This window comes from Pandoraea terrae, assembly GCF_902459695.1.
Taxonomy (GTDB): domain Bacteria; phylum Pseudomonadota; class Gammaproteobacteria; order Burkholderiales; family Burkholderiaceae; genus Pandoraea; species Pandoraea terrae.
Map to the genome: position 1 here is coordinate 161290 of NZ_CABPRZ010000004.1, position 19475 is coordinate 180764.

A 19475-nucleotide genomic window follows, 5' to 3' on the forward strand; every position below is an offset into this window, starting at 1 on the left:
GCCGCGATCACGGGCGGACAAACACCCGGAACCGTTCGTTGTTGTCGGCGGGCCGGCCGCCCTCCCACACTTGAGCCCAACCCTCAGGCGGTGCGATGCGGCGGGCGGCCTTGTCGAGCACGATCAGGGTGCGGCATTCGGTCGGTGTGTCGGCACTCGCCAGCCTGACCGGACGGACATCGGCGTAGTAATCGAGCATGGCGCGCTCTGACTCCCCGACGTTGAATTCCGCAACGCAGCCGTGGGGCGGCAGCGCCGCCCGCATGGCGTGGAATGGCACGCTGTAACCGCGTGCGGCGTTGACCCACGGCAGCAGCAGCGTCGACAGGGTGCCCCACACGAACATCAGCCCCGCAAATCCCAGCATCAGCGCCCCGAGCGCGCGCCGGTGAACGATGGCGGCGATCCATAGCCCGCTGACGACCACGGCGCCGGCGACAAGCGCGGGATGAAATTCGAGCGGATAGTCGAGCGGCAGCCATTTACCCAGCGGACCCGCGCCAACGTGGCCTTGGCCGGCGATCATGAGGCCCCAGCGCACCCAGGCCCAGAGACCCGGCAAGCTCAGCAGTACGATCGCGGCGCCGGCCCAGACCTTCTCGAGCCAGGTCGGCAAGCGCACGCCCGCCCCAAGCAGCCCCAGCGCGGGGAAGATCGGCAACATATAGATATCGCGAATCGACGACGAACTTGTGAGCGTGGCCACGAACAGGACCGCGTAGATCCACAGCATCACGATGGCAGGGCGCTCGGCACACAGTTCGCGCAGCCCGCCCTGGCGCAGTTGCGCCACCAGCGCGCCCACCGCCAGCCATCCTGCCGGGAAGGTCAGGCCTACCAGCGAACCGACGTCGCTCAAGTACGACGTGCGCCCACCGCCCAGATTGACGAAGCCGAAAAAGCGGCCGAAATTGTTGTCCCAGAACCATTCGATGAAGAGTGGATGCGACGCTTGCCAGAACAGCCACGGCCAGATCAGCACCCACGGGAGCGCTGCCGCAAAAGCCCAGCCCAGCGCCGCCGCATGACGCCGCTGCCGGTAGGCCGGCAATACGATCACGACAAGGCTCGTGAGCGCCAGCACGCCCGGCACCAGCAGGCCCTTGCTCAGGAACGCGAGGCCTGCGCCGGTCCCCAGCAGCAGCCCCCAGCGCCGCGGCGACGCCCCGGGTTCGGCCAGCCGCACAAGTGCCGCGAGCGCGAGCGCCGCGCCGGCCAGTTGCGGAATGTCCGCCGTTAGCTTGTGAACGTTCTCAATGGCGCCGAAGCTGCCGACCATCAGGACGGCCGCCAGCCAGCCGAAGCCGCCGCCGTAGAGCCGTTGTGCGGTGCGCCCGGCGGCCCAGGCCGCCAGCAGCAGCCAGGCCAGCACCGCAAGTTGGGCGCCTTCGAACACAGGCAGCAAGGGGTGCGTCAGCCGTGCGAGGATCGCACCGCTCCAGTACATGACCGGCGGCTTCTCGACGAACGGATCGGCCGCGACATGCGGCACGATCAAATCGGCGCCTCGGAAGAAGTTGAGGACCATGCCGACGGAATAGGGTTCATCCGCCTTCCACGGATCACGTCCGAACAGGCCGGTGACGAGGAAGGTCAGCAGCAGCGCCGCGCTTAGCCAGACGGCGGTGCGCGAACGGGAAGATGCCATGGGGGACGTCGGCATCAGGCCGGCTGACGCTCCAGCTTCTTCATCTTCTGCTTGATGCGATTGCGCTTGAGCGGCGACAGGTATTCCACGAAGACGCGCCCCTTGAGGTGGTCCATTTCGTGCTGGATGCACACCGCCAGCAGGTCGTCCGCATCAATTTCGAAGCGTTCGCCCTTTTCATCGAGGGCACGCACGCGCACGCGCTCGGCGCGCTGCACTTCGTCGTACACGCCGGGCACCGACAGACAGCCCTCTTCGTAGGTCTTTTGTTCGTCGCTGCGCCAGAGAATTTCCGGATTGATGAAAACGCGCAGTTCGTCGCGCGTCTCCGACAGATCCATGACGATGACTTGCTCATGGACGTCGACCTGCGTGGCCGCCAAACCGATGCCCGGCGCGTCGTACATGGTTTCAGCCATGTCGGCGACCAGTTTGCGAATGCGATCGTCGACCTCGGCTACCGGCTTGGCAACCTTGTGCAAACGCGGATCGGGATATTGGAGGATGTTCAGTAACGCCATGACAAAAATTAGACAATGCCGCATTGCGGGTGCGGCGCGATCGCCGCAGAATCGTCGGGTGGGCCGCCCGCGAATTCGCTGGCGGCGCCGCTCGGCCCCCCGGTCAATGCTTACCGGATGATGAAAAATTTTAGCACAGCGCCTCTTTCGGCGCAGATCGCCGCGCCGGCCGCGCTGTCCAGCCACGCCGTTACGGCAGGCGTTCGGGCCAGCGCCGGCGAAATTCGCGACTGGCTGCGGCTGACGCTGACGCCGGAACTGGGCGCCGCAGCCGTGCGCCGCCTGCTCGCCGCGTTCGGCGTTCCCGCCCGCGTGTTCGCCCAATCCGCCGAAGTCCTGGCGCGCGTGGTGCCGGCAGCCGCCGCCCGGCGCATCCTTGCGCCGCCAACGCCCGCAACCGTCGCCCAGATCACCCGCACCGTAGCGTGGGCCGCCCAGCCCGGATGCGCGGTCCTGACGCTCGCGGACAGCGGGTATCCCCCGGCATTGCTCGCGCTGCCGGACCCGCCGCCGGTCCTGTATTGCCTCGGCGATACGACCCGGCTGGCGCGCGACATGGTCGCCATCGTCGGCAGCCGGCGCGCGACACCGCAGGGCACGCGCAACGCGGCGGCGTTCGCACAAGCGCTCGGCGAGCGCGGGCTGACGATCGTGTCGGGACTTGCGCGCGGCATCGACGCCGCCGCGCACGAGGGCAGTCTGGCCACACCCGGCGGTACCGTGGCAGTCGTCGGCACCGGCGTGGATGTCGTCTATCCGCCATCCAACGGACCGCTGACCGCGCGCATCTCGCAAGCCGGCGCGGTCATTTCCGAATTTGCGCTCGGCACGCCGCCGCGCCCCGACCACTTTCCGCGCCGCAACCGGCTGATCGCCGCGCTCGGGCGCGTGACGCTGGTCATTGAAGCGGCGCAATGCTCGGGTTCGCTGATCACGGCGCGCCTGGCCGCGGAACTCGGCCGGGACGTGCTTGCCCTGCCCGGATCGATCCATGCGCCGCAAAGCGCCGGCTGCCATGCGCTGATCCGGGACGGCGCCACGCTGGCCGCCGCGCCCGACGACATTCTCGAAGCGCTGGGGTGGCCGGCAACCCCGCCTCGGCCACCGGGCACCCCGGATACCCCTGCCAGGCCGGCCGCGCAGCAGGACACAGCCGGCGCCGATGCGGTCCTCGAAGCGCTGGGGTATGATCCCGTCAGCATCGACACGCTCTGCACGCGCACCGCGATGTCGGCCGCCGACATGCAGCAACGGCTGGTGTCGCTCGAGCTGGACGCTCAGGTAGCGCGCTTGCCCGGCGGACGTTACCAGCGGATTGTCTAGCCCTGCGGAGCCCGCCCCCTCACATCACACGACATTCCATGGCCGCATTCGACCCCGTCGCCGACCGTACCGCGCTTCAAGCCTCGCTGGCCCGTCCGGACACGCGTCTGGTCGTATGCCTGTGCGCCGCCTGGTGCGGTACGTGCCGCGAGTATCGGGAAGCGTTCGACGCGCTCGCCGCCCGCCGGCCGCATCTGTGTTTCGTCTGGGTCGACATCGAAACGCATGCCGACTGGCTCGGCGACTTCGATATCGAGAATTTCCCGACGCTGCTGGTTCAGGACGCCAACAGCGCGCCGGACACGGCCCAATTTTTTGGCCCATTGCTGCCAACGATCGGCATCCTGGAGCGCATGCTCGACGGCGCCACGCTTGGCACCGGCGCGGTGCAGGCGCCGGAACTGCGCCCTTACCTGAGCGCCGTCTGACCGCCCGCCGCCGGCCGCGACGCAGGCACTGCGAACAAACGCCGGCCCCGGCGGGCCGGCTGGCGGGAGTGCCGCGTCATACCTTGCCGATTGCCGGACACGCGCTTATTATGTGCCGCTTCTGGCCTCCCGCCGTCGGCCGTGCCGACCGGACGTATGTTATAAAGCCAACGAAACGTCGCTTGGCGGCCTCCCCTCTTCATTACCTAACGTCATGTCAAAAGCTCTGATCATTGCCGAAAAACCGTCTGTCGCGAATGACATCGCGCGGGCGTTGGGCGGCTTTACGAAGCATGACGAGTATTTCGAGAACGACGACTTCGTCATTTCGTCGGCCGTCGGCCATCTCGTCGAAATCGGTGCCCCGGATGACTATGAAGTCAAACGCGGCAAATGGAGCTTCGCGCATTTGCCGGTGATTCCGCCGCATTTCGATCTCAAGCCGATCGCCAAAAGCGAGTCGCGTCTGAAAGTGTTGACGCGACTCATCAAACGCAAGGACGTCGAAGTCCTGATCAACGCGTGTGACGCGGGGCGCGAGGGGGAACTGATTTTCCGCTTGATCGCGCAACATGCGAAAGCGAAGCAGCCGGTGAAGCGTCTGTGGCTGCAATCGATGACACCGCAGTCAATCCGCGACGGCTTCGCGCGCCTGCGCAGCGACGCCGACATGCTGCCGTTGTCCGACGCCGCGCGCAGCCGCGCCGAGGCCGACTGGCTCGTCGGCATCAACGGCACGCGCGCAATGACCGCCTTCAACAGCAAGGGCGGCGGCTTCTTCCTGACCACCGTCGGGCGGGTGCAGACGCCGACGCTGTCGATCGTGGTCGAGCGCGAAGAGAAGATCCGCAAGTTCGTCTCGCGCGACTACTGGGAAGTGCGCGCGGAGTTCGTGTGCGCGGCGGGCTTCTACGAAGGCCGCTGGTTCGACCCGCAATTCAAGCGCAACGAATTCGACCCCGAGCAGCGCGATTCGCGCCTGTGGAGCCTTGCGGCCGCCGAATCGGTGGTGGCCGCCGCACGCGGCAAGCAGGGCACCGTCACGGAAGAATCGAAGCCGACGAGCCAGCTCTCGCCGCTGCTGTTCGACTTGACGAGCCTGCAGCGGGAGGCCAACAGCCGTTTCGGCTTCTCGGCCAAGAACACGCTGGGGCTGGCGCAAGCGCTGTACGAAAAGCACAAGGTCCTGACGTATCCGCGTACCGACGCGCGTGCGCTGCCGGAAGATTACCTGGGCACCGTCAAGGAAACGCTCCAGGTGCTCAAGGACAGCAACAATTACCACCAGTTTGCGAACCAGATCCTGAACAAGGACTGGGTCAAGCCGAACAAGCGGATCTTCGACAACAGCAAGATCAGCGATCACTTCGCCATCATTCCGACGCTGCAGGCGCCGAAAAACCTTTCCGAGCCGGAACAGAAGCTGTACGACCTGGTCGTCAAGCGCTTCCTGGCGGTGTTCTTCCCGGCGGCCGAGTATCAGGTCACGACGCGTATCACGGAAGTCGTGGGCCACCACTTCAAGACCGAAGGCAAGGTACTCGTCAATGCCGGGTGGCTCGCCATCTACGGCAAGGAAGCGGCCAGCGACAGCAAGGACGCGAAGGAAGGCGAAAGCCCGAACCTCGTGCCGGTTGCGAAGGACGAGAAAGTCGGCGTCGACAAGGTCGAGGCCGTCGGCTTGCAGACCAAGCCACCGGCGCGCTACAGCGAAGCGACGCTGCTCTCGGCCATGGAAGGCGCGGGCAAGCTCGTCGACGAAAAGGAGTGGAGCGAGGCCATGGCGGGCAAGGGTCTCGGCACCCCGGCCACGCGCGCGGCCATCATCGAAGGCCTGCTGACGGAAAAGTATCTGGTACGCGAAGGCCGCGAACTGCACCCCACGGCGAAGGCGTTCCAGTTGATGACGCTCCTGCGCGGCCTGGGCGTCGACGAACTGACGTTGCCGGAGCTGACCGGCGAATGGGAAGCGAAGCTCTCGCAGATCGAACGCGGCGGCCTCACGCGCGATGCGTTCATGCATGAAATCGCGCAGATGACGCAGACCATCGTCAAGCGCGCGAAAGAATACGATTCCGACACGATTCCGGGGGATTACGCCACGCTGGAAACGCCGTGCCCGCATTGCGGCGGCGTCGTGAAGGAAAACTACCGCCGTTTCGCGTGCACGAACTGCAACTTCTCTATCTCGAAGATTCCGGGCAGCCGTCAGTTTGAAATTCCGGAAGTCGAAGAATTGCTGCGGAACAAGACGATCGGTCCGCTCACAGGCTTCCGCAGCAAGATGGGACGTCCGTTCTCGGCGATCCTGAAGCTGACGGAAGACGCGGAAGCCGGCTACAAGCTCGAGTTCGACTTCGGCCAGGACAGTGGTGACGAAGACGGCGAAGCGCCCGATTTCACGGGACAGGCACCGGTCGGCAAGTGTCCGAAGTGTGGCGGCAGCGTGTTCGAGCACGGCATGCGTTACGTCTGCGAAAACGCCGTGGCGAATCCGAAGACCTGCGACTTCACGAGCGGCAAGGTGATCCTGCAGCAGGAAATCTCGCGCGAACAGATCGGCAAGCTGCTGACGGACGGCAAGACGGACCTGCTGCCGGGCTTCAAGTCGTCGCGCACCGGCCGCAACTTCAAGGCCTATCTGGCCAAGCAGAAGGACGGTTCGATCGGCTTCGAGTTCGAGGCCAAGGCGCCGAAGAAAACGGCCGCCAAGGGCGACGGCGAAGCGGAAGGCGAGGCGCCGCCGGCCCGCAAGACCGCCGCCAAGACCGCGACGAAGACGGCGGCGGGCAAGACGGCAGCGAAAGCGCCGGCCAAGACCGCAGCCAAGCCTGCAGCGAAGAAGGCAGTCGCAAAACGCGCGGCAGGCACTTCGGCACCGGACGGCGAGGACGCGTAACGAGGACGCTGGTGCGAGCCGGCGTTCACCGCACTCTCAACGCACAAGAAATCAAAGTGTCACTGGCGTCTGGCCACCATCGGCGGAAGTGGCCGGGGGGATCCAGCGATCGGCCGGCGAGATGCCGTCGTTTTGCCGGAAGTATTCGACCGTCAGATCGATGAAGCCGCGCGTCTTCGCCGAGAGGTATTTGCGGCTGGGGTAGACGAGCGAGACATCGACGGGGTCCTGGGTAAAGTTGCGCAGGATTGCGACGAGGTCGCCGTTGCGCACATCGCCGCCGATCAGGTACGAGGGCAGGAACGCGATGCCTTGGCCGAGCAGTACCGACTGGCGCAGCAGCGCGGTGTTGTTGCAGACGAGCTTGTTGTGAATCCGCACGCGCACTTCGCCGTCCGGGCCGGCAAACACTCTCTCGTCGCTCCAGAGTTCGTTGGGCAGTCCGAGGATACCGTGCTCCGCGAGTTCCTGCGGCGTCACCGGTTCGCCGTGGGCGGCGATATAGGCCGGCGAGGCGCACAGCATGATGCGTGTCTCGGCCAGCACCCGTGAAATCAGGCTTTCGCTGTTGATCAGGCGCGTGACCTGGATGCCACAGTCGTAGCCTTCCTCGACAAGATCAACCGGACGGTCTGTCAACGTGAGATCGACGACGACCTTCGGATGCTGTTCCTGATAGCGCTGGATGAGCGGCGCGAGGTTGCGCACGCCGAACGAGACGGGAGCAACGACCCGCAGGGTCCCTTTCGGATCGCGCGACGCGCTGGAGATCAGCGCATCGGCTTCATCGATTTCGTCGATGATCAGGCGGCAGCGCTCGAGGTAGGCCTGGCCGGCGCCGGTCAAGGACAGACTGCGCGTGGTACGGTTAAGCAGACGCACGCCGAGGTGCGATTCCAGTTCAGCGACGTGACGCGTGACAACGGCGGCCGACAGGTCCATTTGCGCGGCGGTGCGGGCGAAGCTGCCGTTATCGGCAACTTTGACGAAAACGCGCATCGATTGCAGTCGGTCCATGATGATTCCACGCCAAGAAGCCAACACTTTACCGTAGGCGCGGGAATTCTGCCGAGTGCGCCATCGGCCGCGCCCATGAAAAACGGGAGCCGAAGCTCCCGTGTCCGTCCCGCCAACGCCTGTCCGATCAACAGCAGCGGCCGCTACCGCCCTTGCCGCCGTAGCGCGCCTCCTGGCGCTCACGAAAGAAATCTTCGTAGCTCATCATCGGCTGACCGGGATGATTGGCGCGCATGTGCGAGACATACGTGTCGTAGTCCGGCAGCCCCACCATCAGGCGCATCGCCTGACCGAGATATCGGCCCATCTTGCCCACATCTTCGAACATGGCGCGCTCCCGGTCAGACCTGCTGGCCGGCAGGCATCGGCTCGAACGGCGTTTCCTTCGCGGTCGGCTTGTCCGCACGGCGAGCGGCCAGGATGGAGCGCACGCCGAACACCGCCACGCTGATCACCACGAACATGAACAGCCCCGCCAGCGTCGCGTCGACGTAATCATTGAACACGATCTGCTGCATCTGCGCGATCGACTTCGCCGGAGCAAGCAAATGGCCCTCGGCAATCGCGGCCTGATATTTCGCGGCGTGCGACAGGAAGCCGACCTTCGGATTCGCGTCGAACACCTTCTGCCAGCCCGCCGTCAACGTGCAGATCAGCAACCATACGGTCGGCAGGATCGTGACCCAGGCGAAACGCTGACGCTTGAGCTTGAACAGAACAACTGTCGACAAGATCAGGGCAATCGCAGCCAGCATCTGGTTCGAGATGCCGAACAGCGGCCACAACGTGTTGATGCCGCCCAGCGGATCGACCACGCCTTGATACAGGAAGTAACCCCACGCCGCCACGCACAACGCCGTCGCCAGCAAGTTCGCCACCAGCGATTCGGTTCGCTTGAGCGACGGCACGAACGTGCCGAGCAAGTCTTGCAGCATGAAGCGTCCGGCGCGCGTACCCGCATCGACCGCGGTCAGGATGAACAGCGCCTCGAACAGGATCGCGAAGTGATACCAGAAGGCCATCATCGCCTCGCCGCCGACCACCTGGTGCAGGATGTGCGCCATGCCCACGGCCAGCGTCGGTGCGCCGCCCGCGCGCGAGATGATTGTGTGCTCGCCCACGGCCTTGGCGGTCTGCGTCAGCACGTCCGGCGTCAGCACGAAGCCCCAGCTCGAAACCGTCTGCGCCACCGCTTCGGGCGTCGTGCCGATCAACGCGGCCGGGCTGTTCATCGCAAAATACACACCCGGATCGATCACCGAGGCGGCGACCAGCGCCATGATGGCGACGAACGATTCCATCAGCATGCCGCCATAGCCGATGAAACGCGCGTTCAGCTCATTGTCGATCAGCTTCGGCGTGGTGCCCGACGAAATCAGCGCGTGGAAGCCCGACACGGCGCCGCAGGCGATGGTGATAAACAGGAACGGGAACAGATTGCCCGACCACACCGGGCCCGAACCGTCTATGAACTTCGTCAGCGCCGGCATCTTCAGTTCCGGTGCGACGAACAGGATGCCGATCGCGAGCGCGAGAATCGTGCCGATCTTGAGAAACGTCGACAGGTAGTCGCGCGGGGCCAACAGCAGCCACACCGGCAGCACCGAGGCAACGAAACCGTAGCCGATCAGCATCCACGTCAGTTGCTTGCCGTCGAACGTGAAGAACGGCGCCAGGGCTGCACTGTCATGCACATTCTGGCCGAACAGGATGGCAGCCATCAGCAGCACGAAGCCGATGATCGACACTTCGCCGATACGGCCCGGTCGGATGTAGCGCGTGTACACGCCCATGAAAAGCGCGATGGGGATCGTCGCAGCCACGGTGAACGTGCCCCACGGCGAGCCGACCAGCGCCTTGACCACGATCAGCGCCAGCACCGCCAGGATGATGATCATGATCAGGAACGCGCCGAACAACGCAATCACGCCCGGAATCTGGCCCAATTCGGACTTGACGAGATCGCCGAGCGAACGGCCGTCACGGCGCGTGGAAATGAACAGCACCATGAAGTCCTGCACCGCGCCTGCAAACACGACACCGGCGAGAATCCACAGCATGCCCGGCAGATACCCCATCTGCGCGGCCAGCACCGGACCGACCAGCGGACCCGCGCCGGCGATTGCCGCGAAATGGTGGCCGAACAGCACGTATTTATTGGTGGGAACGTAATCGAGACCGTCGTTGTGACGATACGCCGGCGTCATGCGCGTGCCGTCGAGTTGCGCGACACGGCCAGCGATGAAGCGGCTGTAGTAACGGTAGGCGATCAGGTAGACGCAGACTGCGGCGATGACCACCCACAGCGCGCTGACGGATTCCCCGCGCGCCAGCGCGACCGTACCGAGCGAAAATGCGCCCAGCACGGCAACGGCTGCCCACGGCAGATGTTGCCAAGTACGATTCATTGTCTCTCCTCGGAACTGCCTGTTGCGGCAGCGTTTCTTCATATCGTGGACGCACTGCGGCTGCCGTTGCGGCGTCAACCCCGCAGCCTTGTGAGCGATGCCGGCGGCCCGACCACGATTCTGGCGTGTAGTATTGGCAAATGAAAGCCGCGCCACAAGCGCGGAACTACGCAGGCGAACTACGTGGAATTACGTAGCGCCGCCCGTCCGTGGCCGTCATTCCTGATTCATGAACCTCAGACAGAAATTCATCGTGCTGGCGATTCTGCCGGCCGCCCTGGCGATGATCGCGATCGCGCTGACGGTCCGCTACCATGCCAACGTGCTGAACCGTCAGCAGCACGACGCCGTCGAAACCGCCTCGCTCACGAGCAAGGAAGCGGAGTTGCAGCATTACGTCGGATTGGCCCGCAACGCCATCGAACCCCTGTACGACGGCCCCGACACGCCGGCCGCGCGCACGCAAGCCCTCGCCACGCTGAGCCGCCTGGAATTCGGCCAGGACGGCTACTTCTTCGTCTACGATCTCGACGGCAACAGCCTGATGCATCCGCGCCAGCCGGAACTGGTCGGCCGCAACCTGTGGGGGCTGCAGGATGCCAGCGGCGCGCCGACGATCCAGCGGCTCGTGGCGCAAGCCAGGGCGGGCGGCGGATTTGTACGCTACACGTGGGAGAAGCCGTCGCTGCATCAAGCAGCAGCGAAACTCAGTTACGTCATCGCCCTGCCGAAATGGAACTGGATGATCGGCACCGGCATCTATCTCGACGACGTGGAGGCTACGCTTGCGCAATCCGACCAACGCGCGCAGGCCAACATCGACCGCACGCTGTTGTGGATCACGCTGATCGCATCGAGTTGCCTGATGATCGTCGGCGTGTGCGGGCTGGTGTTGAACATCACGGAATACCGGACGGCCGATGCGAAACTCAAGCAACTGGCGCGCCAGGTGGTCGAATCCCAGGAGCTCGAGCGCGCACGCATCTCCCGCGAACTGCATGACGGCATCAGTCAGTTGCTCGTGTCAGTGAAGCTGCTGCTGGAGTCCGCCGCGATGCGTCTGACGCATTCACCGGCGGCGGCCAGCGAAACGCTCGGCATTGCGCTCGAACGCCTCAACAGCACGCTTGGCGAGGTGCGGCGCATCTCGCAAGCGCTGCGACCGGCCATGCTCGACGACCTCGGCGTCGCTGCCGCCATCGAACAATTGGCGCGCGAGTTCGGCTCGCACGCCGGCCTGCCCGTCGACGTCAGGGTGGAGGGCGACGCGCCGCCGCTCGACGATAACGTCAAGACGCTGCTGTTCCGCGTCGCGCAGGAAGCGCTCACGAATATCGAGCGTCATGCGCGGGCCGACAATGTGCGCATCCTGCTCGCCTTCATGCGCGACGGCATCCACCTGTCGATTACCGACGACGGACGCGGCTTCGACGTCACGCATGTTCACCACGACCCGGCGCACGGCATCGGCCTTCGCAATATGCGCGAACGGCTCGATGGCGTCGGCGGCGCACTCGGCATTCAATCGTGGCCCGGCGCCACGACGATCAGCGCATGGGTGCCCCTCTCCAACCCACGGTTTTCCTCATGATGCATCCTGCCATCCGACTGCTGCTGATCGACGACCATCCGCTGGTGCGCGACGGCCTGCGCGCGCGTTTTGAAGCCTCTCCCAACCTGCTTGTCGTCGGTGAAGCCGGCAATGCCGATGAAGCGCTTGCCCGCGCGGTCACCGCTGCCCCCGACCTCGCGCTGATGGACATCGGCATGCGCGGCACGAACGGCATCGAGCTGACCGCACAGTTTCGTGACCGGTTTCCCCATATCGCGGTGTTGATTCTGTCGATGCACGACAACGCAGAGTATGTGCGGCAGGCGGTCCGTGCGGGCGCACGCGGCTACGTGCTGAAGGACGCGCCGGCACATGAGATCGTTACCGCCATCGAGCGGGTCGCCAAGGGCGAAGCGTATTACAGTGCGGCCATTGCGGCGCGGGTGGTACAGGCGACCACCACGCATGCACCCATCGACTCGCTCACGCCGCGCGAGCGCGAGATCCTCACGCGCATCGCGCGCGGCCGCGCGAACAAGCAGATCGCGCAGGAACTGGATTTGTCCGTGCGCACGGTCGAGACACACCGGCTCAACATCAAGCGAAAGCTCGGCATCGAAGGACAAGCCGAGCTGATCAAGTTTGCGGTGGAGAACCGGTTGCAGTAAGCGGTCAGCGCCCCAATTAAAATCCCGCCGGTCTTGCCCCCGGCGGGATTTCGTTTGCGTAGCGCTTGGGTCTCGCTTGAGACGTGGCGGTAGCGATGCCTCCGCCACAAGCCTGTCAATCAGCCAAACGCTTCTCGATCTTCGCCCGTACCCCGAGCAGTGCCTTCGGCAACCGGTCGCGCAGCGTGTCGAACAGCGCGTCGTGCAGCGCCAGTTCCTCTCGCCATGCCTTCGGGTCCATCGACGTCACTTGCTCGAACTGCGCCGGGGTGAACGACACGCCCTCCCAGTTCAGATCCTCATAACGCGGCGTCACGCCAAACGCATTTTCCACACCCTGGCCTTTGCCCTCAATGCGCGAGAGCATCCAGCCCAGCACTCGCATGTTCTCGCCGAAGCCTGGCCACACGAAGCGGCCGTCCGCATCCTTGCGGAACCAGTTGACGCAATAAATCTTCGGCAGCTTGGCCCCCGACGCCGCGAGCTTCTCGCCGAGCGACAGCCAGTGCTGGAAATAGTCGCTCATGTTGAAGCCGCAGAACGGCAGCATCGCGAATGGATCGCGACGCACCACCCCCTGCTGCCCCGCCGCCGCCGCCGTTGTCTCGGAACCCATCGTGGCGGCCATGTAGACGCCTTCGGTCCAGTCGCGTGCCTCGGTCACCAGCGGCACAGTCGTCGAACGGCGACCACCGAAGATGAACGCATCGATCGCCACGCCCGCCGGATTCTCCCAGTCGGCATCGATCGACGGGCACTGCGCCGCCGGCGCCGTGAAGCGCGAGTTCGGATGCGCGGCCTTGCGGCCCGTTTCCTTCGCACGCTCCGGCGTCCAGTCCTGGCCCTGCCAGTCGATGAGATGGGCCGGCGGCGTGGCCGTCAGCCCTTCCCACCAGACGTCGCCGTCGTCGGTCAGCGCCACGTTCGTGAAGATGACGTTCTTCCCCAGCGTGGCAAGCGCATTCGGGTTGGTCTTCTCGCTCGTCCCCGGTGCAACGCCGAAATAGCCGGCCTCCGGATTGATCGCGTACAGCCGGCCGTCCTTGCCCGGCTTGATCCAGGCAATGTCGTCGCCGATCGTGGTCACACGCCAGCCATTGAAACCCTTCGGCGGAATCAGCATCGCGAAGTTGGTCTTGCCGCAGGCCGACGGAAACGCCGCCGCGACATGGTATTTCCTGCCCTCGGGCGAGGTGACGCCCAGGATCAGCATATGCTCGGCCAGCCAGCCCTCGTCGCGGCCCATCGTCGAGGCAATCCGCAAGGCAAAGCACTTCTTGCCCAGCAACGCATTGCCGCCGTAACCCGAGCCGAAGCTCCAGATTTCCCTCGTTTCGGGGAAATGAACGATGTACTTCGTCGGATTGCACGGCCACGCGACATCCGTCTCGCCAGCGGCGAGCGGCTTGCCGACACTGTGCACGCATGGCACGAACTCGCCGTCTTCACCAAGCACGTCAAACACCTTGCGGCCCATACGCGTCATGATGCGCATGTTCACCGCCACATACGGCGAATCGGACAGCTCCACGCCGATGTGCGCGATCGGCGAGCCAAGCGGCCCCATCGAGAACGGCACAACATAGAGCGTGCGCCCGCGCATCGATCCGCGGAACAGTCCTTCCAGCGTGCCCCGCATCTCCGCCGGATCGACCCAATGATTGGTCGGCCCGGCATCTTCACGCTTTTCGCTGCAGATGAACGTGCGGTCTTCCACGCGGGCAACGTCGGACGGATCGGACAGCGCGAGAAACGAATTCGGCCGTTTGGCGGGATTCAGACGCTTCATCGTGCCTTGCGCCACCATCTGTTCGCAAAAGCGGTCGTACTCCTCCTGCGAACCGTCACACCAGACGATATTGTCCGGCTCAGTCAGCGCGGCGATGCGCGTCACCCAATCGATCAACCCTCGATGCCGTACGTAGGACGGCACGTGGAGGGACGCTGCGGCTGGAATGGAAGAAGCGGCGTTGAGCGCTGCCGCGCCCAAGTTGGCTTGGGTCATGGGGGATCTCCATGCAGAGTCAGAAATCGGCGATGCGGACCGGGCCCGCGGGCGAACGCCGCGGGGGCCACTGACCGCAGGCAAGGCTGCGCGGGCGCCACGGACGTAGAGAGGATGCGTGTGACGGCCGACGGCATGCGAACTCAATGCCACGCACACGACTTCTCACTCTCGCATCCGACTCGCGGGAGCGGGGAGGGTTCGATTTTTTGTCGTGGATGACTTCGATTTCAGGCGGTTTCGCCATGGTTACCAGCACACCTGCCATACTATGCAAAACGAGGCGTCAGCATACCACCGCGCCGGACGCGCCGGTGCTGCGTCGCAACAAGGCCCAGAGCCTGTTCATGACCAGTACGCCGGTTCGGCCCCGCCCTCATGCAGGAACGGCCGGACTGTCAGCCCCCCCTAAAACGGACTCGCTTGCATTTGCTTTGCCATGAAAATTGCCATTCTCGACGACTACCAGGACGCGGTTCGCAAACTCGACTGCTTTTCCCTTCTGGCCGGCCATGACGTCAAGGTCTTCAACAACACGGTCAAAGGCGTCGGCCAACTGGCCGCACGCATCGGCGAGGCTGAAGTCCTGGTGCTGATCCGTGAACGCACCACCATTACGGCGCAATTGATCGACAAATTGCCGAAATTGAAAGTCATCAGCCAGACGGGCCGCGTTGGCAGCCATATCGACGTCGAGGCCTGCACCGCGCGCGGCGTGGCAGTGCTCGAAGGCGTCGGCTCGCCGGTGGCGCCCGCCGAACTGACGTGGGCGCTCATCATGGCCGCACAACGCCGCGTTCCCCAATATGTCGCCAGCCTCAAGCACGGCGCATGGCAGCAGTCCGGCTTGAAATCGTCGGGCATGCCTGCGAACTTCGGGCTCGGCCAGGTGTTGCGCGGTCAGACGCTCGGTATCTGGGGCTATGGCAAGATCGGCCGCCTGCTCGCCGGCTACGGCCGTGCCTTCGGCATGAACGTGCTGGTGTGGGGGCGCGAAGCCTCGCGCGACGCTGCGGCAGCCGACGGCCTGAAGGTTGCCGACAGCCGCGAAGCGCTGTTCACCGAAAGCGACGTGCTGTCGTTGCATCTGCGCCTGAACGACGAGACGCGGCATATCGTCAAACTCGACGATCTGATGAAGATGAAGCCGACCGCGCTGTTCGTGAACACGAGCCGCGCGGAACTCGTCGAAGAAAACGCGCTCATCACCGCACTCAATCGCGGCCGCCCCGGGATGGCCGCGATCGATGTGTTCGAGAGCGAACCCATCCTGCAGGGCAACCCGCTGCTGCGGCTCGAGAACTGCGTCTGCACGCCACATATCGGGTACGTCGAACGGGAAAGCTACGCGTTATATTTCCAGACCGCTTTCCAGAACATCATCAACTTCCTGGGCGGCGGGCGCGAAGCGCTCGTCAATCCGGCCGCGCTCCTCGGCTTCGGGCGCTAAGCGGCGAGGCGGCCCGGTTACAACAACGCGTACGTCGTCGTCGCGTGCGCGGCCATCGTGCCGCCCGCGTCGTACAGTTCGATCTCGCCGAAGACGAGATTCTTGCCCTGGCGCAGAATGCGGGCGACCACGCGAATGTCGCCGTCGCGCACCGGGCGCATGAACTGCGTTGTCAGCGACACGGTCGTCATGGGCGCGAAGCCGCCCAAGGCTGCCGAGACCGCAACGACCATGGCCGTGTCCGCCACGGCCATGAATGCCTGCCCGCATACGACGCCGCCGCCATGCTTGAGCGCGGCGTCGAACGGCAGACGCATTTCACTTTGCGTCTTACCCGTATTCACGACCTGCAGATTCAATTGGCGCACCCACGGGGCCACCATCTCGTCGAGCATTTTCTGCGCTGCCGCCAGTTCCATCGTCTCCACCTGTTCGTCGGTCGCGGACATGCCGCGTCGATTGCGATGATAACGGCTGCGCACGGAAAAAAACGCCTCGCGATCATTGCGAGGCGTCACGCGGGCCTGCGCGGACGATGCGAACGGGGCGACGCCGCCCCGGCCGCTCGCCGTGCCACGGCATCAGCCGGCCACTTTGGCGTTGTGCTTTTCCTTGAAGATACGCTTGCTCTGATGGTTCTCCCGGGCTTGCACGCGTGCCTGCTCCTTGGCGCTCACATGACCGTCCTTGCCCACGTGCGCTTCGGCGGCGTCAACGTGCGCCTGACCCTTTTCGAGACTGCCGACTTCACGCTTGGTCAGTTCGCCTGACTTCACGCCTTGCTCGATGCGCTTTTCCTGGTTGACGTTGCGCTGCACATCGGCCTGCATGCGTTGCGACGATGCGCTGTTCGGATTGCCGACGATGCCGTTGTGCTTGGCCTGATCGATCTTCGCGCTTTCCTTGTTCTGCGCCTGTTGAATCTTCGCCTTTTCCTGCGCCGACAGTTTGCCGTCGGCTTCCGCGTGTGCCTGCATGCGGTTGATCCTCGCTTCGCCCTTTTCGAGCTTCGCGGCTTCGCCGGTCGTCAGTTGGCCGCCCTTCAGGCCGTTCTCGATGCGTTGCTGCTGGTTGATGTCGCGCTGCGTCTCGCTGGCGGTGCCCTGTGCGAAGGCCGGAACGGCAAAGGCAGCGGAAAGGGCAGCAGCGGCGGCGGTCAGCAGCATGGTTTGGCGGAGGTTCATGACGTTTCCCTTTTTAGTGTCCGGAGATCCGGAGGCTTCGATGCGGAGCGGCACGATTGCCGCGTCCTTACGCCCAATAACGCGGCGCGCCGGCAGGCCGACGACAGCGTTTGTGTAACCTTCGGCCACAAGCGTAACCGCTTGTAAGCATGCCAACGGACCGAAGCCGGGCACGGCATGCGGGTATCGGCAGACAGTTATCCGCCGATTTGGTACAGTGGTGGCCATTTGGCCGGCAGTGCCGAGGATGCGATGGCGCGCCTGTCGAACGTTGACCAGCCCCCTTGCTTACATCCTTTTGAAAGGAGCCCACCATGCAGAGCACCCGAGACGATCTCGGCAAACTGATCTTGCGCCTGACCCTCGGCATCCTCCTGCTATTCCACGGCGTCAACAAAGTCTTCTACGGCGTCGGCTTCATCGAAGGCATGCTGACGTCGCATGGCCTGCCGGCCTTCATCGCCTATGGCACCTATCTTGGCGAAGTGCTGGCGCCGGTGCTGCTGATCCTGGGTGTGCTCACGCGTCTGGGCGGGCTGCTCGTCGTGATCAACATGATCGGCGCGTTGATGCTGGTCCACGTGAGCCAAATCGCGCAAATCGTCAAGGAAACCGGCGCCTGGGCGCTCGAACTGCAGGCGTTCTACCTGCTCGCCGGTCTCGCTGTCCTCTTGCTCGGCGCAGGCCGTTTCAGTGTCTCGGGTGGCCGCGGAACTTGGGATTAATCCCTGCATCACCCGCTTCACGTCATACGGACGCCCGCGCATCTCGGGCGTCCGGCGCCGCAAAGCCGGCACAATTGCACTGCTCCGGATTTCAAAATATTGCCAGCGCGGCAATTCGTAATCGGACGTAATAGAGCGGTTGCATTTTGCAATCCATTCGCACCCCGCATGACTTACCCTGAAACTGCCAATTCCGGCAGTTCATCAGGAGTCTCACCATGCGCAAATTGAGTATCGCCGCAGCATCGGCCATTCTCGTCACTGCTTCAATGTTCGGGCTGGCCCATGCCGCCGATCCCGCAGCCCCCGCTGCCGCGCCAGCACCGCATGACATGCACCGGATGCACGAGGACCACATGCGCGGTCCGTGGGGCCTCTCAGACGTGCGCAAGTTGCACGATCAACTGAAGCTCAACCCTCAGCAAGAACAAGCGTGGCAGCAGGCCACGGCGCGCGCGAAGCAGAACCATGACGCGATGCGCAAGAACGGCGAACAGTTCAAGTCGATGGCCGCCGCCGCCAAGGATCAGAAGATTCTCGATCTGGCAGGCATGCGCGCCCAGCGCGACAAGGTGTTCGAAGAGAGCCGCCGTCTGCGCAACGACACGGAAGACCAGTGGCTCGCGGTGTATAACGGCCTGAACGATGGCCAGAAGGAAATGGTCAGCACCGCGATCAAGGCGCGTTTTGCCAAGATGGAGGCCTGGCGCGAAAAACGCATGGAACGTCATGGCGCCCGCAATCCGGCGCAGGCCCCTGCAGCGGGCCAGGCAGGTCAGTAATGCGCGCCGCGCCGCCAGGTGTCCCGCCAGGGCCTGTGCCCGCGGGCGCCGGCGGCGGCGGGACCGGCGCCTACCGCGCGCGGTTCAGGTTTCGCTCCAGAGCCGCAGCAGATTGTGATAGCAGCCGATCAGACTGCGGCGTGCCGTCTCGTCGGCGTTGCTTACATTAAGCCGCTGGATCGCGGTGTCCATATCGAACAGCAGGGCGCGCCGGGTTTCGTCGCGCACCAGGCTCTGCACCCAGAAGAAGCAAGCCACGCGCGTGCCGCGCGTTACCGGATTGACGCGGTGCAGGCTCGTTGCCGGATAGATCACCATGTCGCCGGCGGCCAGCTTGACTTCGTGCGCGCCGTACTGGTCCTCGATGACCAGCTCCCCACCGTCGTATTCGTTCGGTTCCGCAATGAAAAGCGTCGCCGAGACGTCCGTACGCACGCGCACGCCGCTGCCCGGCTGCAAACGGATGGCGCCGTCGACATGGTTCCCGAAGTGCATGCCGCCCGCGTAGCGGTTGAACATCGGCGCATAGACCTTGTTCGGCAGCGCCGCGCTGACGAACAGCGGGTGCCGTTCAAGCGCCCCGAGGATGACGTCGCCCAACTCGCGCGCGACCGGCGAGTGCTCCGCAATCTGCTCGTTCTGCTTGACCGGCGCCCCTTGATAGCCGGCCGTGGCACGGCCGTCGACCCAGGCGTCGCCCGCGTTGTCGAGCTTCGCGCGTACCCAGCGCAACTGCTCGGCATTGAGAACCTGTGGAATATGCAACAACATCTGGCGGCGTTCCTTCAAGAAAACAAAGTCGGCAAAGCGCGGCACGCCCTGGAACGGCGTGCCGCGCCCGTATTGTGCGCCATTCGCACAGCGG

General features: G+C 64.5%; 17 protein-coding genes. 8 read left to right on the top strand and 9 right to left on the bottom strand.

Features of this window, described 5'->3' with window-relative positions:
• Window positions 1-7: 7 nt before the first annotated feature.
• Both PTE30175_RS06280 and def read right to left on the bottom strand, forming a co-directional pair.
• Window positions 8-1648, bottom strand: a complete 1641-nt coding sequence (locus tag PTE30175_RS06280) for an ArnT family glycosyltransferase (RefSeq protein WP_191628870.1) — start codon at window positions 1646-1648, stop codon at window positions 8-10.
• Between the two features lie 14 nt (window positions 1649-1662).
• A complete protein-coding gene (def, locus tag PTE30175_RS06285; protein WP_150696205.1) occupies window positions 1663-2169 on the bottom strand; it encodes a peptide deformylase in 507 nt (168 codons plus the stop codon).
• A gap of 117 nt (window positions 2170-2286) precedes the next feature.
• Here def and dprA point away from each other — a divergent pair, with 117 nt between their 5' ends.
• From dprA to PTE30175_RS06300, 3 genes are all read left to right on the top strand, one after another.
• Complete coding sequence (gene dprA / locus PTE30175_RS06290; protein ID WP_224788622.1) at window positions 2287-3492, top strand: DNA-processing protein DprA; 1206 nt, start codon at window positions 2287-2289, stop codon at window positions 3490-3492.
• Window positions 3493-3530: 38 nt separating this feature from the next.
• A complete protein-coding gene (locus tag PTE30175_RS06295) occupies window positions 3531-3920 on the top strand; it encodes a thioredoxin family protein (protein ID WP_150696206.1) in 390 nt (129 codons plus the stop codon).
• 214 nt (window positions 3921-4134) lie between these two features.
• Entirely contained in the window at window positions 4135-6819 is a 2685-nt protein-coding gene (locus PTE30175_RS06300) for a DNA topoisomerase III (RefSeq protein ID WP_150696207.1), read from the top strand.
• Window positions 6820-6870: 51 nt separating this feature from the next.
• Here PTE30175_RS06300 and PTE30175_RS06305 read toward each other — a convergent pair whose 3' ends face one another.
• From PTE30175_RS06305 to PTE30175_RS06315, 3 genes are all read right to left on the bottom strand, one after another.
• The gene (locus PTE30175_RS06305) at window positions 6871-7836 is read right to left on the bottom strand and encodes a LysR family transcriptional regulator (protein ID WP_150696208.1); all 966 of its coding nucleotides are present in this window, start codon (window positions 7834-7836) and stop codon (window positions 6871-6873) included.
• A 127-nt stretch (window positions 7837-7963) separates the two neighbouring features.
• Window positions 7964-8164 (bottom strand): YbdD/YjiX family protein, encoded by a 201-nt coding sequence (locus PTE30175_RS06310; protein WP_150696209.1) that lies wholly within the window; start codon window positions 8162-8164, stop codon window positions 7964-7966.
• Window positions 8165-8177: 13 nt separating this feature from the next.
• Window positions 8178-10244, bottom strand: coding sequence for a carbon starvation CstA family protein (locus tag PTE30175_RS06315; protein WP_150696210.1), 2067 nt, complete (start codon window positions 10242-10244; stop codon window positions 8178-8180).
• 229 nt (window positions 10245-10473) lie between these two features.
• On the opposite strand from PTE30175_RS06315, the gene PTE30175_RS06320 reads away from it, so the two are divergent.
• Window positions 10474-11835 carry a cache domain-containing protein gene (locus tag PTE30175_RS06320; RefSeq protein ID WP_150696211.1) on the top strand — a complete coding sequence of 454 codons (1362 nt, stop codon included), beginning with the start codon at window positions 10474-10476 and terminating at the stop codon, window positions 11833-11835.
• Window positions 11835-12464, top strand: coding sequence for a response regulator (locus PTE30175_RS06325; protein ID WP_150696355.1), 630 nt, complete (start codon window positions 11835-11837; stop codon window positions 12462-12464). Before PTE30175_RS06320 ends, PTE30175_RS06325 begins: the two co-directional genes overlap by 1 nt.
• A gap of 115 nt (window positions 12465-12579) precedes the next feature.
• Here PTE30175_RS06325 and PTE30175_RS06330 read toward each other — a convergent pair whose 3' ends face one another.
• A complete protein-coding gene (locus PTE30175_RS06330; RefSeq protein WP_150696212.1) occupies window positions 12580-14469 on the bottom strand; it encodes a phosphoenolpyruvate carboxykinase (GTP) in 1890 nt (629 codons plus the stop codon).
• Window positions 14470-14908: 439 nt separating this feature from the next.
• Between PTE30175_RS06330 and PTE30175_RS06335 the strand changes: the two genes are divergently transcribed.
• A complete protein-coding gene (locus PTE30175_RS06335) occupies window positions 14909-15919 on the top strand; it encodes a D-2-hydroxyacid dehydrogenase family protein (protein WP_150696213.1) in 1011 nt (336 codons plus the stop codon).
• A 17-nt stretch (window positions 15920-15936) separates the two neighbouring features.
• Here PTE30175_RS06335 and PTE30175_RS06340 read toward each other — a convergent pair whose 3' ends face one another.
• Both PTE30175_RS06340 and PTE30175_RS06345 read right to left on the bottom strand, forming a co-directional pair.
• On the bottom strand, window positions 15937-16338 hold the full coding sequence (locus tag PTE30175_RS06340) for a PaaI family thioesterase (protein ID WP_150696356.1): 402 nt from the start codon (window positions 16336-16338) through the stop codon (window positions 15937-15939).
• A 162-nt stretch (window positions 16339-16500) separates the two neighbouring features.
• Window positions 16501-17103: a hypothetical protein gene (locus tag PTE30175_RS06345; RefSeq protein WP_150696214.1), complete on the bottom strand. Its 603-nt coding sequence runs from the start codon at window positions 17101-17103 to the stop codon at window positions 16501-16503.
• 314 nt (window positions 17104-17417) lie between these two features.
• Here PTE30175_RS06345 and PTE30175_RS06350 point away from each other — a divergent pair, with 314 nt between their 5' ends.
• A complete protein-coding gene (locus PTE30175_RS06350) occupies window positions 17418-17828 on the top strand; it encodes a DoxX family protein (protein ID WP_150696215.1) in 411 nt (136 codons plus the stop codon).
• 218 nt (window positions 17829-18046) lie between these two features.
• Complete coding sequence (locus PTE30175_RS06355; RefSeq protein WP_150696216.1) at window positions 18047-18610, top strand: Spy/CpxP family protein refolding chaperone; 564 nt, start codon at window positions 18047-18049, stop codon at window positions 18608-18610.
• A gap of 84 nt (window positions 18611-18694) precedes the next feature.
• On the opposite strand, the gene PTE30175_RS06360 is transcribed toward PTE30175_RS06355, so the two are convergent.
• Window positions 18695-19381: a Fe2+-dependent dioxygenase gene (locus tag PTE30175_RS06360; RefSeq protein ID WP_150696217.1), complete on the bottom strand. Its 687-nt coding sequence runs from the start codon at window positions 19379-19381 to the stop codon at window positions 18695-18697.
• Between the last annotated feature and the right edge of the window lie 94 nt (window positions 19382-19475).

What these genes read in the sequence shown, in the direction of transcription:
- PTE30175_RS06340 (WP_150696356.1), bottom strand. Translation starts at nt 16,338, where the DNA reads ATGGAACTGGCGGCAGCGCAGAAAATGCTCGACGAGATGGTGGCCCCG.
- PTE30175_RS06300 (WP_150696207.1), top strand. Translation starts at nt 4,135, where the DNA reads ATGTCAAAAGCTCTGATCATTGCCGAAAAACCGTCTGTCGCGAATGAC.
- PTE30175_RS06360 (WP_150696217.1), bottom strand. Translation starts at nt 19,381, where the DNA reads ATGTTGTTGCATATTCCACAGGTTCTCAATGCCGAGCAGTTGCGCTGG.
- PTE30175_RS06310 (WP_150696209.1), bottom strand. Translation starts at nt 8,164, where the DNA reads ATGTTCGAAGATGTGGGCAAGATGGGCCGATATCTCGGTCAGGCGATG.
- PTE30175_RS06305 (WP_150696208.1), bottom strand. Translation starts at nt 7,836, where the DNA reads ATGGACCGACTGCAATCGATGCGCGTTTTCGTCAAAGTTGCCGATAAC.
- def (WP_150696205.1), bottom strand. Translation starts at nt 2,169, where the DNA reads ATGGCGTTACTGAACATCCTCCAATATCCCGATCCGCGTTTGCACAAG.
- PTE30175_RS06345 (WP_150696214.1), bottom strand. Translation starts at nt 17,103, where the DNA reads ATGAACCTCCGCCAAACCATGCTGCTGACCGCCGCCGCTGCTGCCCTT.
- PTE30175_RS06330 (WP_150696212.1), bottom strand. Translation starts at nt 14,469, where the DNA reads ATGACCCAAGCCAACTTGGGCGCGGCAGCGCTCAACGCCGCTTCTTCC.
- PTE30175_RS06350 (WP_150696215.1), top strand. Translation starts at nt 17,418, where the DNA reads ATGCAGAGCACCCGAGACGATCTCGGCAAACTGATCTTGCGCCTGACC.
- PTE30175_RS06320 (WP_150696211.1), top strand. Translation starts at nt 10,474, where the DNA reads ATGAACCTCAGACAGAAATTCATCGTGCTGGCGATTCTGCCGGCCGCC.
- dprA (WP_224788622.1), top strand. Translation starts at nt 2,287, where the DNA reads ATGATGAAAAATTTTAGCACAGCGCCTCTTTCGGCGCAGATCGCCGCG.
- PTE30175_RS06295 (WP_150696206.1), top strand. Translation starts at nt 3,531, where the DNA reads ATGGCCGCATTCGACCCCGTCGCCGACCGTACCGCGCTTCAAGCCTCG.
- PTE30175_RS06355 (WP_150696216.1), top strand. Translation starts at nt 18,047, where the DNA reads ATGCGCAAATTGAGTATCGCCGCAGCATCGGCCATTCTCGTCACTGCT.
- PTE30175_RS06280 (WP_191628870.1), bottom strand. Translation starts at nt 1,648, where the DNA reads ATGGCATCTTCCCGTTCGCGCACCGCCGTCTGGCTAAGCGCGGCGCTG.
- PTE30175_RS06315 (WP_150696210.1), bottom strand. Translation starts at nt 10,244, where the DNA reads ATGAATCGTACTTGGCAACATCTGCCGTGGGCAGCCGTTGCCGTGCTG.
- PTE30175_RS06325 (WP_150696355.1), top strand. Translation starts at nt 11,835, where the DNA reads ATGCATCCTGCCATCCGACTGCTGCTGATCGACGACCATCCGCTGGTG.
- PTE30175_RS06335 (WP_150696213.1), top strand. Translation starts at nt 14,909, where the DNA reads ATGAAAATTGCCATTCTCGACGACTACCAGGACGCGGTTCGCAAACTC.